General features: G+C 60.3%; 15 protein-coding genes. 8 read left to right on the plus strand and 7 right to left on the minus strand.

Going from position 1 to position 17,438, the window contains the following annotated elements:
* Positions 1–132 precede the first annotated feature (132 nt).
* From G5195_RS05225 to G5195_RS05260, 8 genes are all read left to right on the plus strand, one after another.
* Positions 133–1,452 carry an MFS transporter gene (locus tag G5195_RS05225; RefSeq protein WP_151287144.1) on the plus strand — a complete coding sequence of 440 codons (1,320 nt, stop codon included), beginning with the start codon at positions 133–135 and terminating at the stop codon, positions 1,450–1,452.
* 144 nt (positions 1,453–1,596) lie between these two features.
* On the plus strand, positions 1,597–2,319 hold the full coding sequence (locus G5195_RS05230; protein ID WP_151287145.1) for a MarC family NAAT transporter: 723 nt from the start codon (positions 1,597–1,599) through the stop codon (positions 2,317–2,319).
* A 159-nt stretch (positions 2,320–2,478) separates the two neighbouring features.
* On the plus strand, positions 2,479–2,682 hold the full coding sequence (locus tag G5195_RS05235; protein WP_216952760.1) for a hypothetical protein: 204 nt from the start codon (positions 2,479–2,481) through the stop codon (positions 2,680–2,682).
* 182 nt (positions 2,683–2,864) lie between these two features.
* Positions 2,865–3,068 (plus strand): hypothetical protein, encoded by a 204-nt coding sequence (locus tag G5195_RS05240; protein ID WP_041209699.1) that lies wholly within the window; start codon positions 2,865–2,867, stop codon positions 3,066–3,068.
* A gap of 262 nt (positions 3,069–3,330) precedes the next feature.
* Positions 3,331–4,227 carry an N-acetylmuramic acid 6-phosphate etherase gene (murQ, locus tag G5195_RS05245; protein ID WP_227341511.1) on the plus strand — a complete coding sequence of 299 codons (897 nt, stop codon included), beginning with the start codon at positions 3,331–3,333 and terminating at the stop codon, positions 4,225–4,227.
* 96 nt (positions 4,228–4,323) lie between these two features.
* Positions 4,324–5,778, plus strand: a complete 1,455-nt coding sequence (murP, locus tag G5195_RS05250; protein WP_041234056.1) for a PTS N-acetylmuramic acid transporter subunit IIBC — start codon at positions 4,324–4,326, stop codon at positions 5,776–5,778.
* A 102-nt stretch (positions 5,779–5,880) separates the two neighbouring features.
* On the plus strand, positions 5,881–6,954 hold the full coding sequence (locus G5195_RS05255; protein ID WP_227341512.1) for a porin: 1,074 nt from the start codon (positions 5,881–5,883) through the stop codon (positions 6,952–6,954).
* A gap of 44 nt (positions 6,955–6,998) precedes the next feature.
* Entirely contained in the window at positions 6,999–7,631 is a 633-nt protein-coding gene (locus tag G5195_RS05260; protein ID WP_421235914.1) for a DUF2057 family protein, read from the plus strand.
* Between the two features lie 68 nt (positions 7,632–7,699).
* Here G5195_RS05260 and G5195_RS05265 read toward each other — a convergent pair whose 3' ends face one another.
* The 7 genes from G5195_RS05265 to G5195_RS05295 form a co-directional block, all read right to left on the minus strand.
* Positions 7,700–8,563 carry an SIS domain-containing protein gene (locus tag G5195_RS05265; protein ID WP_041209636.1) on the minus strand — a complete coding sequence of 288 codons (864 nt, stop codon included), beginning with the start codon at positions 8,561–8,563 and terminating at the stop codon, positions 7,700–7,702.
* A gap of 32 nt (positions 8,564–8,595) precedes the next feature.
* Positions 8,596–10,044 carry a metalloprotease TldD gene (gene tldD, locus G5195_RS05270; protein WP_005348653.1) on the minus strand — a complete coding sequence of 483 codons (1,449 nt, stop codon included), beginning with the start codon at positions 10,042–10,044 and terminating at the stop codon, positions 8,596–8,598.
* A 133-nt stretch (positions 10,045–10,177) separates the two neighbouring features.
* Positions 10,178–11,011, minus strand: a complete 834-nt coding sequence (locus G5195_RS05275) for a carbon-nitrogen hydrolase family protein (protein WP_421235915.1) — start codon at positions 11,009–11,011, stop codon at positions 10,178–10,180.
* Between the two features lie 25 nt (positions 11,012–11,036).
* Entirely contained in the window at positions 11,037–11,357 is a 321-nt protein-coding gene (locus G5195_RS05280; protein ID WP_421235916.1) for a Dabb family protein, read from the minus strand.
* Positions 11,358–11,391: 34 nt separating this feature from the next.
* On the minus strand, positions 11,392–15,285 hold the full coding sequence (locus G5195_RS05285) for a YhdP family protein (RefSeq protein ID WP_421235917.1): 3,894 nt from the start codon (positions 15,283–15,285) through the stop codon (positions 11,392–11,394).
* Positions 15,286–16,755, minus strand: coding sequence for a ribonuclease G (gene rng / locus G5195_RS05290; protein ID WP_005340056.1), 1,470 nt, complete (start codon positions 16,753–16,755; stop codon positions 15,286–15,288).
* 95 nt (positions 16,756–16,850) lie between these two features.
* On the minus strand, positions 16,851–17,438 hold the full coding sequence (locus tag G5195_RS05295) for a Maf family protein (protein ID WP_227341517.1): 588 nt from the start codon (positions 17,436–17,438) through the stop codon (positions 16,851–16,853).

The following is a 17,438-nucleotide window of genomic DNA, read 5'->3' on the forward strand; positions in this document are numbered from 1 at the left end:
AAAAAGATGCAAGACAGTGTTGCGAATTGCGCGATTTACACACAAGAGGCAGGCAGCATACTCTCGATCACCTGTATATGCCCCTTGCACGGGGTGACAATAACTAAAAAAACCGATGGGAAACATACGGATATGACCACGACCACACAACAACACGATCACGCCCGCCCCCTCAATCGACAGGATTACAAAACCCTGAGTCTGGCTGCCCTCGGCGGTGCGCTGGAGTTTTACGACTTCATCATCTTCGTCTTTTTCGCCGTGGTCATCGGCGAGCTGTTCTTCCCGGCAGATATTCCCGAGTGGTTGCGCCAGTTCCAGACCTTCGGCATCTTCGCCGCCGGTTATCTGGCCCGCCCGCTCGGCGGCATCATTATGGCCCACTTTGGCGATCTCATCGGTCGCAAGCGGATGTTCACCCTCAGCATCATCATGATGGCGCTGCCGACCCTGTTGATCGGTCTGCTACCCACCTATGCAGTGCTCGGCATCGGCGCCCCCATCGCCCTGCTGGGACTGCGGATCCTGCAAGGCGCCGCCATCGGCGGTGAAGTGCCGGGCGCATGGGTGTTTGTCGCCGAGCACGTTCCTGCCCGTCGGGTCGGGGTCGCCTGCGGCACGCTCACGGCGGGATTGACGGCCGGCATCCTGCTCGGCTCCCTCATCGCCACTGCGGTCAACAAGAGCCTGACCCCGGCCGAAGTGAGTGACTGGGGCTGGCGAGTGCCCTTCCTGCTGGGCGGTATCTTCGGCATCGTCGCCATGTACCTGCGTCGCTGGTTGCACGAGACCCCGGTCTTCGCCGAGATGAAGGCCAACAAGACCCTGGCTGACGAACTCCCCCTCAAGTCGGTACTGCGCAACCACAAGAGCAGCGTGGTGGTCTCCATGCTGCTCACCTGGCTGCTCTCCGCCGGTATCGTGGTGGTGATCCTGATGACCCCCACCTATCTGCAGAAGGTCTATGGCATCAGCCCGGCTGACGCCCTGACCGCCAACTCGCTGGCGATCATTGCCCTGACCCTCGGCTGCATCGTCTATGGCCGACTGATCGACCTGCTGGGCAGCGGTCTCACCTTCATGTTCGGCTCCCTGCTGCTGGCAGGCTCCAGCTACGCCTTCTATCACGGTCTGGCGGCCGGTACGAGCCAGCTGGTGCCGCTCTACATGCTGGCAGGCTTTGCGGTCGGGATTGTCGGCGCCGTGCCTTACGTGATGGTCAACGCCTTCCCGCCGGTGGTGCGCTTCTCAGGTCTGTCGTTCTCCTACAACGTGGCCTACGCCATCTTCGGCGGCCTCACCCCGATGGCGGTGACCCTCTGGATGAAGAGCGACATGCTGGCCCCCTCCCACTATGTGGTAAGCCTGTCGGTGCTGGGTTTCGCCATCGGCCTCTGGCTCTGGTTCCAGCAACGGGCCATCCGGCAACAGCAAGCGCCGCAAGCGGCCTGAACCGAACATCAAGCCCCGGTATCTGCCGGGGCTTTTTTGTACTGCTTATGTTCAGTTTCGCCAGCATAAGATAGCCTCCCTCTTGAGTCAGGTGACCACCTGGCTCAAGGTATTCCCATTCATCCCTGCTATCCGAGGCTCAACATGTTCTTTCAGGTCGTATTTCTCGCTTTGCTGGCGTTGCTGCCCATGGTCAATCCGCCTACCACGGCCACCCTGCTGCTGGGGCTGAGCAAGGGGATGTCGCGCGAACATGTGCGACGTCAGGTCAATATGGCGGCCATCTATCTGTTCTGCACCCTCTGCATCACTTTCTTTATCGGATCCTCGATTCTGGATCTGTTCGGTATCTCCATTCCGGGTTTGCGCCTGGCCGGGGGGCTCATCATCGGCTTTATCGGCTTTCGCATGCTGTTCCCCGCCCCCAGCCAGCAGAGCGGGGTCGATATCAACCAGAGCATTGCCTTCGTACCACTCACCATGCCCAGCATGTGCGGGCCGGGCACCATGGCGCTGGTGATAAGCGGGGCAGCCCAGATTGCCGAGCTGCCTGACGAGTACAACCGCCTCACCATCTATGGCGCCATGGTCACTGCGTTTGCCCTGATGAGCCTGATCAGCTGGGGAGTATTGAAGCTGGCGGATCCGGTCTGCAAGATCCTTGGCGCCACCGGCATCGATGCCATGACCCGCATCATGGGCTTCCTGCTGGTCTGCATGGGTATGCAGTTTTGCATCAACGGCATCAAGGAAGTGGCACAGGATCCGGTCTTCCACGGTGGCCAGGCCGTGCAAACCGCACCGGCGCTACCGCAGGCTTCCGGCACGTTTGATCAGTTGCCGCAAAAGCCCGTCAGCCCTGATTGAAAACGGTATCAAAAAGTCCCTGACGATCTGCACTGATCTTGTTCCTGATCATGTTATTGACACAAAAATGGGTTAGTTTGTTTTTTATACAGACTTTATTCAGACGGACGCTGATAGGTTTGTTGATGAATACCCACTCAACTTCAGGAGAGTATGCAGATGGAGAAGATACTGACCGAAATAGGGAGCCATAGCCTGTTTCACGAGTACCTGAACGTGGTTGGGATTGCGAGCCCATCCCTCGCCAAAATTGAGCAACACTGGGAATATAAAAAGCGGGAGCAGCTGGTCGCCAAAATCCAGATCGACAAACAGGGCAATGCCCGTTACTTCATCGATGCTCGCGCAATATCCATCAACTGATACCGAATAACCAGCCAGCCCCGCTCCACCGAACGGGGCTTTTTGTTGTCTGCGATCCCGCACTCGCTGACCCGCATTATCTCTGCTGTTGCCAGAAGCTCTGTTTGTTTTTTGTACAGCACTCATTCAGCTCGACATGGCTATCTTGTTATCTGCCCCCCTTGTTCCAGAAGAGTGCCCATATGACCAAGATGCTGACCGAAATCGGCAGTCATAGCCTGTTTCACGAATACCTGAATGTGCTCGGCATAGCCAATCCAGCTCTTGCCAACATAGAACAACTGTGGGAACACAGGCAGCAAGAGAGGCTGCTCGCCAAAATCCAGATCGACAAACAGGGTAAAGCCCGTTACTTCATCGACGCCCGCGCCATCTCGGTCAATTAACACCGATGATTCTGCAAGCCCCGGCCTACTGACCGGGGCTTTTTGTTGCATGTCCATCAAGCAGGCTAGCCAATCCCCCTGTCACTCCCTCTTCTCTCTATGCTCCTCTGATGGAATTTTACCTCCTTTAAAAAGAAAATAATTGGAATAATTAATTATGCGACATCAGTCTCATAATAAAAATCAAAAATCGAGCATGATGACCCGCATCGAGAAGAATGATTTACGCCGGGAATGGCGACGACCTGAAGTAGAGGAAGCGATGACCATTGACCTATCAAGCATGATTACCGAAACCCGCAATCCAGCCAGCATCGAGATCGATCAGCTCCCGACGCTGGATATGCTGCGGATCATCAATCAAGAAGATCAACACGTTGCAGTGGCTGTAGGCCAACTGCTGCCCGAGATCGCCAAGGCGGTCGATGCTATTGCAGCCGCATTTGGCAAAGGCGGCCGCCTGATCTACATCGGGGCTGGCACCTCCGGACGCCTCGGCATCCTGGACGCCAGCGAATGCCCGCCCACCTACGGGGTCTCTGCCGAGCTGGTCATCGGCCTGATTGCCGGGGGCCACAAGGCCATACTGCAGGCGGTGGAGAATGCCGAAGACGATGCAGAACTCGGTGCCAACGATCTTAAAAATATCCACTTCAGTGCCCACGACGTGCTGGTGGGTATCGCAGCCAGCGGGCGAACCCCCTATGTGCTGGGCGCCATGCAATATGCCAGGAGCCTGGGTGCCACAGTGTGCAGCATCAGCTGCAACCCGGGCAGCCCGCTCGCCAAAGCGGCCGACATCAGCATGGTCGCCGTGGTCGGCCCCGAGATTGTGACCGGCTCCTCCCGCATGAAAGCGGGCACAGCCCAGAAGCTGATCCTCAATATGCTCTCGACCGGCGCCATGATCCGTACCGGCAAGGTCTACGGCAATCTGATGGTGGATGTGGAGGCGACCAACGCCAAACTGGTGGAGCGCCAGAAGCGCATCGTCATGGAAGCAACCGAATGTGACCGTGGCACGGCCGAGCAGGCTCTCGCCGCCGCAGATAACCACTGCAAGACCGCCATCGTAATGATCCTGGCCAATATCTCCGCCAGCGAAGCACGAGAGCGGCTGAAAAGCAGCGGCGGCTTTATCAGCAAATGCACAGATTAATCGGCCGACCGCACATTGGCCGCGCCAGCAATGGCGACAGGATAACAACATAAGCGGGGGCATCCGCCCCCTCACATCAGACTGACCGGGTTCTTTATGGCAAAAATAACTGATTCCATGATTGGCCAGATCATCCAGGCCATCGGCGGCCGGGATAACATCACCAACTGTGGCCACTGCATGACCCGCTTGCGGCTGAGCCTGGCGGACAGCCTGCATGCCGATCGCGATACCATCAAACGGATCGCCGGGGTGATGGGGGTGATTGAAAGCGACAACCAGTTCCAGATCGTGCTTGGTCCGGGCAAAGCCCAGACCGCCTGCGAAATGATGAACGGCATGCTGAGTGCGGACGCGGGCATCCTCACCGCCCCCCGCCCGCAATCAGCGGATCTTGTCGACATCGCCGCCGCCAACAAACAGGCGCTGAAGCAGAAACAGAGCAGTGCGGCGCACCGCTTCCTGGCCAAGTTTGCCACCATTTTCACACCGCTGATCCCCGGTTTTATCGCTGCGGGTCTGCTGCTCGGCTGCGCCACCCTGATCGAGCAAACCCTGCTGCTGGAAGGACAGCAGACAGGGGGCATGCTGGCCGAATTTGTCGGCTACATGAAGCTCTTCAGCAAGGGATTGTTCAGCTTCCTCAGCATCCTGATCGGCTACAACGCCCAGAAGGCGTTTGGTGGCTCCGGCGTCAACGGTGCCATCATCGCCTCTCTGTTTGTCATGGGTTATGACCCTCAGGCCAGCAGCGGCATCTACTCCGGTATCACCGACTTCTTCGGCCATCAGATCGATCCCCGCGGCAACATCATCGGCGTGCTGATCGCCTGCATCATAGGCGCCTCAGTTGAGCGCCAGGTTCGCCGCTACATGCCGGACAGTCTGGATATGATCCTCACTTCCTGCATCACCCTGCTGATCATGGGAGCCGTCACCTTTATCCTGATCATGCCCCTCGGCGTGCAGCTCTATAACGGCATGTCCTGGCTCTTCATCAACCTCAATGGCAACCCGTTCGGTACCGCTATTCTGGCTGGCCTGTTCCTCATCTCGGTGATGTTCGGCATCCACCAGGGGTTCGTTCCCGTCTACTTTGCGCTGATGGATGCCCAGGGCTTCAACTCCCTGTTTCCTATCCTGGCGCTGGCCGGTGCCGGACAGGTAGGGGCTGCGCTGGCGCTCTACAGCCGGGCAGGCAAGGATTCCCTACTGCGCACTCAGGTGAAGGGCACCATCATTCCGGGCATTCTGGGGGTCGGTGAGCCGCTCATCTACGGCGTCACCCTGCCGCGGGTCAAACCCTTTATCACGGCCTGCTGCGGTGGTTCGCTGGGGGGCTTCGTGGTTGGCCTGATCTCCTGGCTGGGTCTGCCGGTCGGCCTCAACACCGTCTTTGGACCATCCGGTATCGTCGCCCTGCCGCTGATGACCTCCGCCCAGGGGATCTTCCCCGGCATGATGGTCTATGCGGTCGGCCTCGCCGTCGCCTACCTCGGCGGCTATCTCTTCACCCTGATGTTCGGCTGCAAGAACGTCGATCTGAGTTAATCCCTCCTCCGGATTTCTAGCCAAGGTCTGGCCCCGAGCAATCGGGGTCATGGCCAAACTCATCCCGGCTCTGGCACAGAGCCCGTACAGGAACGATAAAAAATGAAAAAATCCATGCTTGCTCTGGTTCTTCCCGCACTGCTCGGCACAGGTTCCGCTCATGCGGCCGTCATCTATCAGGCTGACGATGGCTCCAACGTCGACCTCTACGGCCGTCTTGGCTTCAATATTTCCGACAAGAAGAGCGGCAATGATCAGGGTGACTTCGATGGCCGTATCGGCTTTACCGCCCGTCAGACCGTCAATGACGATGTCGCAGTGATCGGCATGGCGCAATATCAGGTCAATGCAGCCGAATACGCCAACAACGTGCAGAAGAACAGCAGCGACCTCACTGCCCGTTACGTCTGGGCAGGGATCGATGGTGGTCAGTGGGGCAAGGTGACCGGCGGGCGCGTCTCTTCCGGCCTCATCATGTTCACCGATATTGGCGATGTGTTTGCCGCCTCTGATGTCTCCATGGCTCGTCAGGCCAGCAAGGTGGACTCCACCGCCGTGCAGGTGTTCCGTCAGGATGGCACCCTGCAGTACCAGAACACCCTCGGCAATCTGGATCTCTCGCTCGCCTACATCCTTGGTAACGGTACCTCGGATCTTGATTACGGCTACAACGGCGCCCTGCGCTACACCTTCGATCTGGGCAATGCAGGCAAACTGGCTCCAGTCGTGGCGTATCAGCAGACCAAAGCCGCCCAGAGCAGTGGCAGCAAGGTCGATCCCAATGCCGATGAGTATCGCTTCGCCGGGATCGGTACCCGCTACTATCTCGGCCCTCTGATGTTGGGCGCCCTCTATAGCAAGGATCAGGTGACCTATCGCGATGGCCGTGCCGACAGTGAAGACAAGGTGTGGGAACTGACCGCGGTGTATGACATCAACCAGAAGTGGGCGGCCCGCGCAGGCTATCGTCACCTCGTCAACGAGGGGGGCGACCAGATGGCACTGCGCGATACTACGCTGGAACTGCAATACAAGCTCACCCCGCGATCTTCCCTCTACAGCGCCTATGTGATCCGCAATGGTGAAGATGGTCTGGCTGGTAGCACCATCACCAGTTTTGGTGGCAGCAGCAACAGCGAGAGCTTCTACCACCTCGGCCTGCGCTACGAATTCTGATCTGGTTGCCGGCCTGCGGGCCGGCTCCTTCATGGAGTCTTATGATGGCACGATCCTCCCTGCTCTCTCCCCTACTATTATCCCCCCTGTTTGCCCTGCTGCTCAGCGTACCGGCCACGGCCGCCCGACTGGAGCTGGCCGATACCCTCACCCTGCTCGCTTCGCCACAGGGCAAACCCTCGGTCTTCACCCGGACCATTGAGCTCCCGGCGGGAGAGTCCCGACTGCTGGTGCGCTTTGACAGCCCAAGTGACCCTCGCTCCACCAACGAGAGCCAGGGACGCGTGACCTCGGCTCCTCTGCTGGTTACCCTTACAGCACCATCACAAGGGACGCTGCAACTGACCACCCCGGTGCTGACCAGCTCCTCGGCTATCCGCCAGTTTGCCGCCAGCCCGGCCCTGCTGCTGAGTGACGACAAGGGCACCTCACAGCCGCTGGCACTACAAGCCCTGCCACACAGCCAGGATAGTCTGGGCACCGATTACCAGGCCCTGCTGGAAAGCCATACGCCAACAGTAAGCCCGGCCCCCATTTTCGCAACACAGGCCGCAACTACTGCTCATACAGCTTCGGCACTTACGCCGGAGCAGGCGGATGCCACCCTGCGGGAACTCTATCTGGCGGCCGATGCCAAGCGGCGTAAAGCCTTTATCCGCTGGGCCCTTGACCTCTAGCAGACAACAAAAAACCACCTGTTCAGGTGGTTTTTTGTTGTACGGATGATGCAGCGGGAGAGCCGGCCTCACTCCTTGTTGAGTCGGTCGATGGCATCCCGGGTACCATCGATCAGGGCCCAGGCTCGCTCGTCTCTGCGCTGCACCAGGCCAAGGAACAGGATGTCGGTAATGGTGTTCTGGGCGGTACGGGAGGAGATGGAAGAGATACGCAGTTCGTTCTCCTCCGCCACCGTATCCAGCACCATGTCGGCCATCTGGCGCAACTGGGTTTGCCGGAACGAAGTCACGGCAATCAGGGTGGCACCATTGCGCTTGGCCAGCTCGGCCGCCGCCAGCACATCACGGCTGGCGCCAGAATAGGAGATGACCAGCTGCACATCACCCGGCCCCAGGGTCTGGGCGATGGAGATCTGCACATGGCTATCCTGGGCAAACAGGGTAGTTACGCCGATCTTGAGCAACTTGTACCAGAGATCCTTGGCGGTCAGTGCCGAACCGCCAATCCCCACCAGCTGTACTCGCCCGGCGCCATCTATGGTGTCGAGTACCTGCTTCAGCAGAGCACTGTCGAGAGCCTGAGTGGTCTCGATAATAGAATTTATCTTCTCCTGCGCCAGCTTCTTGGCCATGGTCTCCAGATCATCGTCTCGCCCGATGCCATTGTAGAGATCACCGACAGTGTCGGTCTTGATGGCATGCTTGCGCCCCAGATCCTCGCTGACCGCCAGCTTGAAGGCGGTGAAGCCCTTGAACCCGATCTTCTGGGTGAACTTCACTATGCTCGACTGGCTCACCTCCGCCTGCTGGGCCAGCTCCTGAGAGGAGAAGTGGGTCACCTGTTCCGGACAGGAGAGGATGTAATCGGCAATCTTGAGCTCGCTGGGGGAGAGCTGGCTCCTGATATTGGATATTTTCGACAGGGTAAGCATGGTTTCTCTCTGTTCTTGTTCTGCGTCGAGGCTTACTGGGTGCCACCCACGGTGAGCTGATCCAGTTTAAGGGTGGGCTGGCCGACACCGACCGGCACGCTCTGCCCCTCTTTTCCGCAGATACCGACTCCGCGATCCAGTGCAAGATCGCTACCCACCATGGAGACCTGGCTCATCGCCTCGGGGCCGTTGCCGATCAGGGTCGCCCCCTTGATGGGGGCAGTGATCTTGCCATCCTCGATGAGGTAAGCCTCGGAGGCGGAGAAGACAAACTTGCCGGAGGTGATGTCCACCTGACCGCCACCGAAGTTGGGGGCATAAATACCCTTCTTTACCGAGGCGATGATCTCGGCCGGATCGTACTGACCCGCCAGCATGTAGGTGTTGGTCATGCGCGGCATCGGCATGGCGGCGTAGGATTCGCGGCGACCGTTGCCGGTGAGCGGCACCCCCATCAGACGGGCATTCTGCTTGTCCTGCAGGTAACCCTTGAGAATGCCATTCTCGATCAGCACGTTGTAGCCACCCGGCGTCCCCTCGTCATCAATGGAGACGGAACCACGGCGACCCGGCAGGGTGCCATCATCGACGATGGTGCAGTGCTTGGAGGCCACCTGCTCGCCGATGCGACCGGCAAATGCGGAAGATCCCTTGCGGTTGAAATCCCCCTCCAGACCGTGGCCCACCGCCTCGTGCAGCAGCACGCCAGGCCAGCCGGAGCCCAGTACCACCGGCATGGTACCGGCTGGCGCGTCGATGGCTTCCAGATTGACCAGCGCCTGACGCACAGCTTCACGCACATAGCCAAAAGCGCGGCTCTCCAGTCCATCCAGTTCGAGGAACCAGTCGTAACCAAAGCGGCCACCGCCACCGGCACTGCCACGCTCGCGGCGATCGCCCTTCTCGGCGATCACGGTCACCGACAGACGCACCAGCGGACGCACATCGGCGGCCAGGGTGCCGTCGGTGGCTGCCACCAGCACCTCTTCGTAGACGCCGCTGATGGAGGCCATCACCTGATTGATGGCGGGGTCCAGACTTCTGGCGAACTTGTCCATCTGCTCCAGCAGGGCAATCTTCTGGTGCTTGTCGAGGGTTTGCAGCGGATCCATGGCCGGATAGAGCAGGTTCGCTTCGGTGCGAGCCCACGCTTTCACCTTACCGTGCGCACCGGCAGCCGCGATGCCACGGGCGGCAGTGACCGACTGCTGCAGCGCCAGCAGGCTCAGCTCGTCCGAGTAGGCGAAGCCGGTCTTCTCACCGCTGACGGCGCGCACCCCGACCCCCTGATCGATGTTGTAGCTGCCATCCTTGACGATGCCATCTTCCAGCATCCAGGACTCGTGCCAGCTGCGCTGGAAATAGAGATCGCCGAACTCAACCTGATGGCTCATCAGGCTGCCGAGCAGCTGCTGCAGGCGCCCTTCGTCGAGATCGTTCGGGGCCAACAGGGAGGCACTAACCTGGCTCAATAGACTCAATCTTCTTCTCCACTCTCGTAACGAGCTGTTTTAAATCGTCTTGCCGACGGGTTGGCAACAAGCCACACCATCACAACAAACGGGCATGCTCCAGCACGGGCAAACGGCTGCGTTTCAATTTTTCACCACACCATCAGAGCAAACGGGCGTGTTGCAGCACTGGCATGGTGCGTTTCAATTCGTCGATAAGCCCGGGCTCCATCTTCGCCAGCACTGTGCCGCGCCCGCACTCTTTGCTCGCCAGCACCCGGCCCCAAGGATCGATCACCATGCTGTGGCCCCAGGTCTGGCGCCCCGTCTCGTGGCTGCCGCCCTGATTGGCAGCGACTACGTAGCACTGGTTTTCGATGGCGCGGGCCCGCAGCAGCGGCTCCCAGTGCGCCTCGCCGGTCACGGCGGTAAAGGCGGCAGGCACCAGCAGTACGCGGGCACCGGCACGGGCCAACTGACGATAGAGCTCGGGAAAGCGCAAATCATAACAGATCGAGAGGCCGAGGGGACCAAAGGGGGAGTCCACCAGCACGCAGTCCTGACCAGCACTGAAAGTTTCCGACTCCCGATAGCGACCGTGATTGTCCGCCACATCCACGTCGAACAGGTGGATCTTGTGGTAGTGGCCCCTAAGCTCACCACTTGGGTCAAACACCAGCGAGCTGGTGTGGATATGGTCAGAACCTGCGATGGTGGTCGGCATAGCCCCAGCCACCAGCCAGATGCCATAATCGCGGGCCCATTCGGCCAGTTGTTGTTGAATGGGCGTTGCTCCGCTCAGAGTGGCGCTGGGATCGGAGACGATTGCCTCGGCACCATCCAGATAGCCCTGTCGTTCGCCAAACAGGGCAAAGTTCTCCGGCAGCAGCACCAGCAGCGGCCGCTCTTTTGGCAAGGCTGCCAGCTCGGCGGCGATCTGCTCCCGGTTATCCTGCCAGTGACGGCCAGATACCAGCTGTATTGCGGCTAACCACATGACGTTCTCCTTGTCGCTTGGGCCATCAGACGGTGACAGCATCCCCCGCCTGCAGGGTGTAATCCAGCACTATGATGCGCGCCAGCACCGGGCGGAAGATGGCCTTGAGGGCATCGTGATCCGGATGGGGCAGATAGCGCTGGCGGGCTGCTTCGTCGGCGAAGGTCATCAGCACGCTGTGGGTAAAGCCATCATCCCTCCCCTCCGGGCTGTCATTCTCCCCCCACTCCACGGCGGTCACGCCGCTGACCTGATGGGGAATGGCGAGAAAGGCGGTACGCACCGCATCTATCTGGGCAGGCTGGGTGCCCGGCTTGAAGGCGATCAGCAGGATATGTCGGATCATGGCTCACTCCTTGTGATGGTGCCGGGCCGCTCGTTCAGCGCTGAGCGGGCCCCGCGTGTTTAGGGCTCAGCAGGAAAGGGGTCACCTCTTGGGTCGGCAGGCCGGGGGCAACGGCGTCAACCGCCTCTTTCTGCTGCTGGTTGAGCTTGATGCGCGCGCGATCTCGTCCCGCCTCAATCAGCTTGGGTGCGTCGAGCGGGCCCGAGATACGAAAGTCGATGCGGGTCACCACATCCACCACCGGCTCCAGCAGTTTGGAGAGGGCCAGCACATAGAGACCCGTGATCGGCGTGATGGAAAAGGCCGCCACCACCGGCAGGGTGCCACCCAGATTCGGGGAAAAGCTCAGCTCGTAGTCGAGCCGCCAGCGCACCAAATCGGCGATCCCCTCGCCGCGCAGATTGCCTGCCGCCCCCTTCATATAGAAATCATTGTTGCTGACCTGCCCCTGCTTGATGGTGGCAGAAGCAGACATGGATTCGAAGTAGAAACCCTTGTCGAACACATCGCGAAAATCGAGGCGCAGCTTGCGCAGCAGGGAGTCGAGACTGAGCAGGGAGAGCAGCCGTGCCCCCTTGTCGTTGACCTCGCGCAGGGTGCCGCCCTCCAGCTGATAGTTGGCACTGCCCCCCAGAGTCGGCAGGCTCGGGCGATAGGGCACATCCTGCCAGTTCAGATCAAAAGCGAGGGAGCCGGGGGCATCGCCGATGGGGGAGGTGTAGCCGAGCCGCTTGAGCAGCAGCTCGCTGTTGTTGCTAGTCAGCTTGCCACGGGCGCGGGTCTCCATCCGGTTGCCATCGGCCAGCCAGTCGACGCTGCCGGTGAGCTGACTACCTGCCAGCCGCATATCCAGTCCCTTGAGGGTCACCTTGTTGGCGCCGGGCACCAGCTCCCCTTTCACTTCGCCGAGCGGCAATGCGCCAAAGCGGCAATCGACGCAGCTGAATGTCAGCCAGGGGATGGAGGCCATGATGGCGTTATCCTGCCTGGCATCGGGATCCGGACTGAGATCCGAACTCTTGCCGGACCAGAAGATGCGGGCAAACTTGGCGTCTACCGGGCGATTGGCTACTGCGGGCTGGCGGATCACCCCCATCACGTCGGGGCTGTCGATCATCACCTCGGTCGCCTGATTGGTCGGCCCCACGGTGAAACGTACCGCCTTGAGGGTGGCACTGCCGATATAGGCGCGAGCCAGCTGCCCATCCACCCACCACTCCTGCGGCAAGAAGGCCGGTCCAACCACCGCATTGCCGGTCTGGTTCTGCGCTGGCAGCCACTGCTTGAGTCGTGCCAGCCAGCTGCCAACGTCAGCCTCCTGCTGGTTGATGGCAAGCAGCATGGGGGCATCGCGCAGCACCCGGGCACCCGGCTGTCCCACATCGACCCGCACCCGGCTGAGATAAGGCACCCCTTCGCCGTAAACCAGTCGGGTCTGCATATCCACATCAGCCCCAAGCACGGCGCGAATGTCGGCGCTGCCATCCCGGCCACGGGCGATCACCTTGAGCGGCAGCCGGCTGGCGCTGCTCTTGGCCAGAGGCAGCGGCAGATCCAGCCCCATCCCCTGCAGGTTGGAGTCGAGCGCCAGCTGGAAGCTGAATGGCTTGCTCTCGGGCAAGGTCAACCCGAGCTTGCCGCCCCAGTTGCTGCGGCCGTTGAGGATACCGTACGAGGAGATGGCGGCGGGTTGGCGGCGGCTATCCCACTGCCCCTTGAAATCGAGGTCGACCTGATAGTGATCCGGATGCTGGCGCCCCTGATAGTCGAGGGTCAGCGGCTGGTTCCACAAACTCGCCTTGAGGTTACTGAAACGGGTCTGTTCGTTGTCATATTCGAGGCGCCCCTCGACCTTCTCCAGCGGCAGATCCAGACTGGCGACCCGCACCTTGTTGTTGCTGAAGGTGGCATCGCCACTCGCCTTCACCTCGCTCTCGCCATCGAGAGGAATATCGAGCTTGACCGATCCTGCCATCGGGCCGCGGATCTCGATCTCCCGCAGCGCCTGACCTACCGAACTGCCCAGCGGGGAGTCCTGCAGGTAGTCGCTGATGGCCTTGCCCTCCCCCTGCACCTTGGCATCCACATAGAGGTGGGCGCCGGGGGAGAGATCCGGGATCCAGGCATGCACCGAGTCGGAGCTCGCCTTGCCGAGTTTGGTGGATCGGCTGCGCATATCGAGACCGGCATTCTGGAACAACAGATCGATCTGCAGATCGGTAAGCGGTTGCCAACCGGGGAAGAACTCGTAGGTGGCCTGCTCGAGGGGCACCGCCACCTGGAAGATGCCCTTGCCATTGTCGTAGGGGAAATCCCGAAACTCCCCATACCAGAGCAGGTCGGCCCCCTTGGCCTTGCCTCCCTTGATGGCGCCACTCAGGTAATCCACCAGCCCCTTGTCCATCGCCTGCAGCGGGAAGTAGCGATCCGCATGGCCCGCATTCTTCACATCGATGCGACCAGTCAAGGCCAGGAAGGGGTGCTCGAACAGATCGAGGCGGAAACGGCTGGCCAGGGTCAGATCCGGGTTATCCAGCGCGATATCCTGCCCGTAGAGCACCCAGCCCTGTTCCTCACGCCACCAGTCGAGGCGGGCCGAGAAATTGTCGACCGGGATCGGCATCTTGAAGTGACGGGCGGGATCCACCTTGTCGTTCGCCAGCGCCAATCTGGCGCTGCCCCCCTTGGGGGTGAGCCAGAATTCTCCATTGAGATCCCTCATCCCGGGCACGTCGTGCCAAGCATTGAGGCTCACATTGGCGATCTCGCCACTGAGGGAGATATCCTGCCACCCGGCATCGGCCTGCAGGGTCAAATCAGTCAGCTTGCCCTTGGGTTTGGTCTGCTTGAGCAGCTCGCTCTGGGCAGGATAAATCGCGGAGACCAGCTGGCTCAGCTGAGCAAACTGCTCGAGATCGATCTGCGGCACATAGCCCTGCACCCGATCCCCGATCCGCTCCAGCTGCAACCGGCTCTGCAAGCAGGGTTTGCCGTCCAGCTTGAAGGTGACGTTGTGGCTCGCCAGTTGCCAGTCGGTGCCATCCCGACGCAGCTGGATCTTGCCGCCATCGAGGCCAAAGCGGTGCATCTCCCCTTTCTTGGGATCCTTCCAGATCAGGTAGTTGTTGCCAAACGCCAGCAGGGTATTGCCCAGCTTGCCGCTGTCAAACTCGCTCCAGAGCTGGAAGTCGAGCTGACCGGTAACCCTGGGTTCACCAGCATGGATCCTGGCCAGGGTCGGGGTGATATCGAGCTGGCGGGCCCCCAGATAGAGTTGCCCCTTGAGGCGATCGAGTCGATCTTGCGGCGTATCTACATCGAGTATCAGATCGAGGGTGCTCTCGCCCACCCCGTTGATGAGATAGGCCTTGCCGACCCCCTGATGGCGCTTGCCACGGTTCTGCCAGCGCAGCTGGGCGATATCGAGTGCCCGCATGTCACCCAGTGCGGTGGTGACATTGAGCCGGGTGTTGTGGATGTCGAAGGTAGAGAGCTGGGTCAGCAGAAAGCGCAGCAGGGCCCCCTGCTGGGGATCGCCAGCGGGGCTGTCGTCAGCCGGCTGGCGCAAGTCGATGGTGATATCGCCATCGTTCAGGATCAGCTCGCCAAACACCGGCTTGAGCTCGTTAATGGTGCGCCAGAAGTCGAGATGCACCCAGGCCTTGCCGAGCTTGACGGTGTAGCGTTTGGAGTCGGGGGCAACGGCGAGCTGTTGCAGTTCGAGGGCCGGGCCGGATTGTGTCCAGCTCAGCCCAATCTGATCGACGCTGACCTTGATTTGCGAATCGCCGAGCAGAGTGTGGATCAGGCTCTCTCGATACTGATTCAGCAAAGGGCCCCCAACCCGTACCAAGGTGACCAGCATGGCCATCAGTACGAACAGGACCCCCAGGGCCAACCAGCCCCGACTCAGCCAGCGATAGACCAATTACATCATCACCACGTCGAACTGCTCCTGACCACAGAGGGGTTCGCTCACTACCCGCACCTGCTTGCCGATGAACACTTCCAGCTCCGCCAGACTGTGGGACTCCTCGCCATGGAGGTAGTCGGCCACGGCCGGGGCCGCATAGACGGTGAACTGATCCGCATCGTAGGCACGATTGACCCGAATGATCTCCCGCAGGATCTCGAAGCAGACCGACTCCACCGTCTTGACCCGGCCGCGCCCTTTGCACTCGGGACACTCGGAGCAGAGCACATGCTCCAGACTCTCGCGGGTGCGCTTGCGGGTCATCTCCACCAGGCCCAGCTGGGAGAAGCCGTTGACGTTGGTCTTGGCTCTGTCCTTCGACAGCGCCTGCTCCAGACTGTGCAGCACCCGGCGGCGGTGATCTTCCGACTGCATGTCGATGAAGTCGATGATGATGATGCCGCCAAGGTTGCGCAGGCGCAGATGACGAGCGATGGCCGCCGTCGCCTCGACGTTGGTATTGAAGATGGTCTCTTCCAGATTGCGGTGGCCGACAAAGGCGCCGGTGTTGATATCCACCGTGGTCATGGCTTCGGTCTGGTCGATGATGAGGTAGCCGCCGGATTTCAGCTCCACCTTGCGCTCCAGCGCCCGCTGGATCTCGTTCTCCACGTCGTAGAGATCGAAGATGGGCGACTCGCCGGGATAGTACTCCAGCTTGCTGGCCAGCTCAGGCACGTACTCTTCGGTGAAGCGCTTGAGCTGATCGAAGCTCTGGCGCGAGTCGACGCGGATCTTGTCGAGTTCTGCACCGACGAAATCGCGCACCACCCGAAAGGCCAGACTGGGATCCTCGTAGAGGATCTTGCAGGGGGGATACTTCTGCTTGCGCTCGAGGATCTTGCGCCACAGCCGCTTCAGGAAGGCGGCATCCTGCTCCAGCTCCTGCTCCCCCACCCCTTCGGCGGCGGTACGGATGATGTAGCCACCCAGCTCATCCACATAACCGGCCACGGTGCGCTTGAGGCGTTCCCGCTCCGCTTCGGACTCGATTCGCTGGGAGACGCCGACGTGAGCGCTGCCCGGCATAAAAACCAGATAGCGGGAAGGCAAGGTGATATCGGTAGTGAGACGGGCACCCTTGGTACCCAGCGGGTCTTTCACCACCTGCACCATGATGTCCTGCCCCTGACGCACCAGCTCGGCGATATTGCCGACCTGGAACTGCTCCTTCTCCTTCACCGCCACACACTCGGTATGGGGCACAATATCGGAGGCGTGCAAAAAGGCCGCCTTGTCCATGCCGATATCGACGAAGGCTGCCTGCATGCCAGGGAGCACCCGGCTTATCTTGCCTTTGTAGATGTTGCCGACAATGCCGCGTTTGGCCTGACGCTCTACATGCACTTCCTGCAGCAGACCGTTTTCGACCAGAGCGACCCGGGTTTCGGAGGGGGTAACGTTAACCAGCAGTTCTACCGACATAACTAACCTTGCCTGTTCCAGTTTTGAATTCTTATACAGCCAATCCGGTACAACGCGCGCAAGGAAGAACGCAGCAGAGCACAGCTGACGGAAAATTACTTGTGTTGTTCCAGATGCTGCTTGATCAATAGATCCGTCTCCAGCAGCGGCAGGCCGACCACGGCGCTGTAGCTCCCTTCGATACGGCTGACAAACTTGCCGGCAATACCCTGAATGCCGTAGGCCCCGGCCTTGTCACAGGGCTCGCCGGTTTGCCAGTAAGCCTCGATCTCGGCCTCGTCCAGCTTGCGAAACGCCACGTTGGTGGTGACCAGTCGCACGTCACAACGCTCGGGGCTGGCCAGCGCCACCGCGGTCATCACCTGATGCACCTTGCCGGAGAGCGCCTCCAGCATATCCTTGGCATCGAGCAGATCGGACGGTTTCTCCAGCACCCTATCCCCCAGCACCACTATGGTGTCGGCACCCAGCACCGGCAACGCTGTCGGCGCACACGCCACACCCGCCATCGCCTTGTCGCGAGCGAGACGACAGACATAATCTTGCGGCTTCTCCCCCTCTTCCCGTTGCTCCGGTACATCCAGTTTCAGCACATCAAAACGGTAGCCAAGCTGGGTCAGCAGTTCGCGACGACGGGGAGAACCCGAGGCGAGATAGAGTTGCAGTTCGTTGTTTTTGCTCAT

It is taken from the genome of Aeromonas sp. 601039, assembly GCF_049174415.1.
GTDB classification, from domain to species: domain Bacteria; phylum Pseudomonadota; class Gammaproteobacteria; order Enterobacterales; family Aeromonadaceae; genus Aeromonas; species Aeromonas veronii_A.

Coding starts and splice junctions, on each gene's coding strand:
- G5195_RS05295 (WP_227341517.1), bottom strand. CDS start 17,438: ATGAGCAAAAACAACGAACTGCAACTCTATCTCGCCTCGGGTTCTCCC.
- G5195_RS05275 (WP_421235915.1), bottom strand. CDS start 11,011: ATGTGGTTAGCCGCAATACAGCTGGTATCTGGCCGTCACTGGCAGGAT.
- G5195_RS05265 (WP_041209636.1), bottom strand. CDS start 8,563: ATGCTTACCCTGTCGAAAATATCCAATATCAGGAGCCAGCTCTCCCCC.
- murP (WP_041234056.1), top strand. CDS start 4,324: ATGGCAAAAATAACTGATTCCATGATTGGCCAGATCATCCAGGCCATC.
- G5195_RS05225 (WP_151287144.1), top strand. CDS start 133: ATGACCACGACCACACAACAACACGATCACGCCCGCCCCCTCAATCGA.
- rng (WP_005340056.1), bottom strand. CDS start 16,755: ATGTCGGTAGAACTGCTGGTTAACGTTACCCCCTCCGAAACCCGGGTC.
- G5195_RS05230 (WP_151287145.1), top strand. CDS start 1,597: ATGTTCTTTCAGGTCGTATTTCTCGCTTTGCTGGCGTTGCTGCCCATG.
- G5195_RS05235 (WP_216952760.1), top strand. CDS start 2,479: ATGGAGAAGATACTGACCGAAATAGGGAGCCATAGCCTGTTTCACGAG.
- G5195_RS05255 (WP_227341512.1), top strand. CDS start 5,881: ATGAAAAAATCCATGCTTGCTCTGGTTCTTCCCGCACTGCTCGGCACA.
- murQ (WP_227341511.1), top strand. CDS start 3,331: ATGACCATTGACCTATCAAGCATGATTACCGAAACCCGCAATCCAGCC.
- G5195_RS05280 (WP_421235916.1), bottom strand. CDS start 11,357: ATGATCCGACATATCCTGCTGATCGCCTTCAAGCCGGGCACCCAGCCT.
- G5195_RS05260 (WP_421235914.1), top strand. CDS start 6,999: ATGGCACGATCCTCCCTGCTCTCTCCCCTACTATTATCCCCCCTGTTT.
- G5195_RS05240 (WP_041209699.1), top strand. CDS start 2,865: ATGACCAAGATGCTGACCGAAATCGGCAGTCATAGCCTGTTTCACGAA.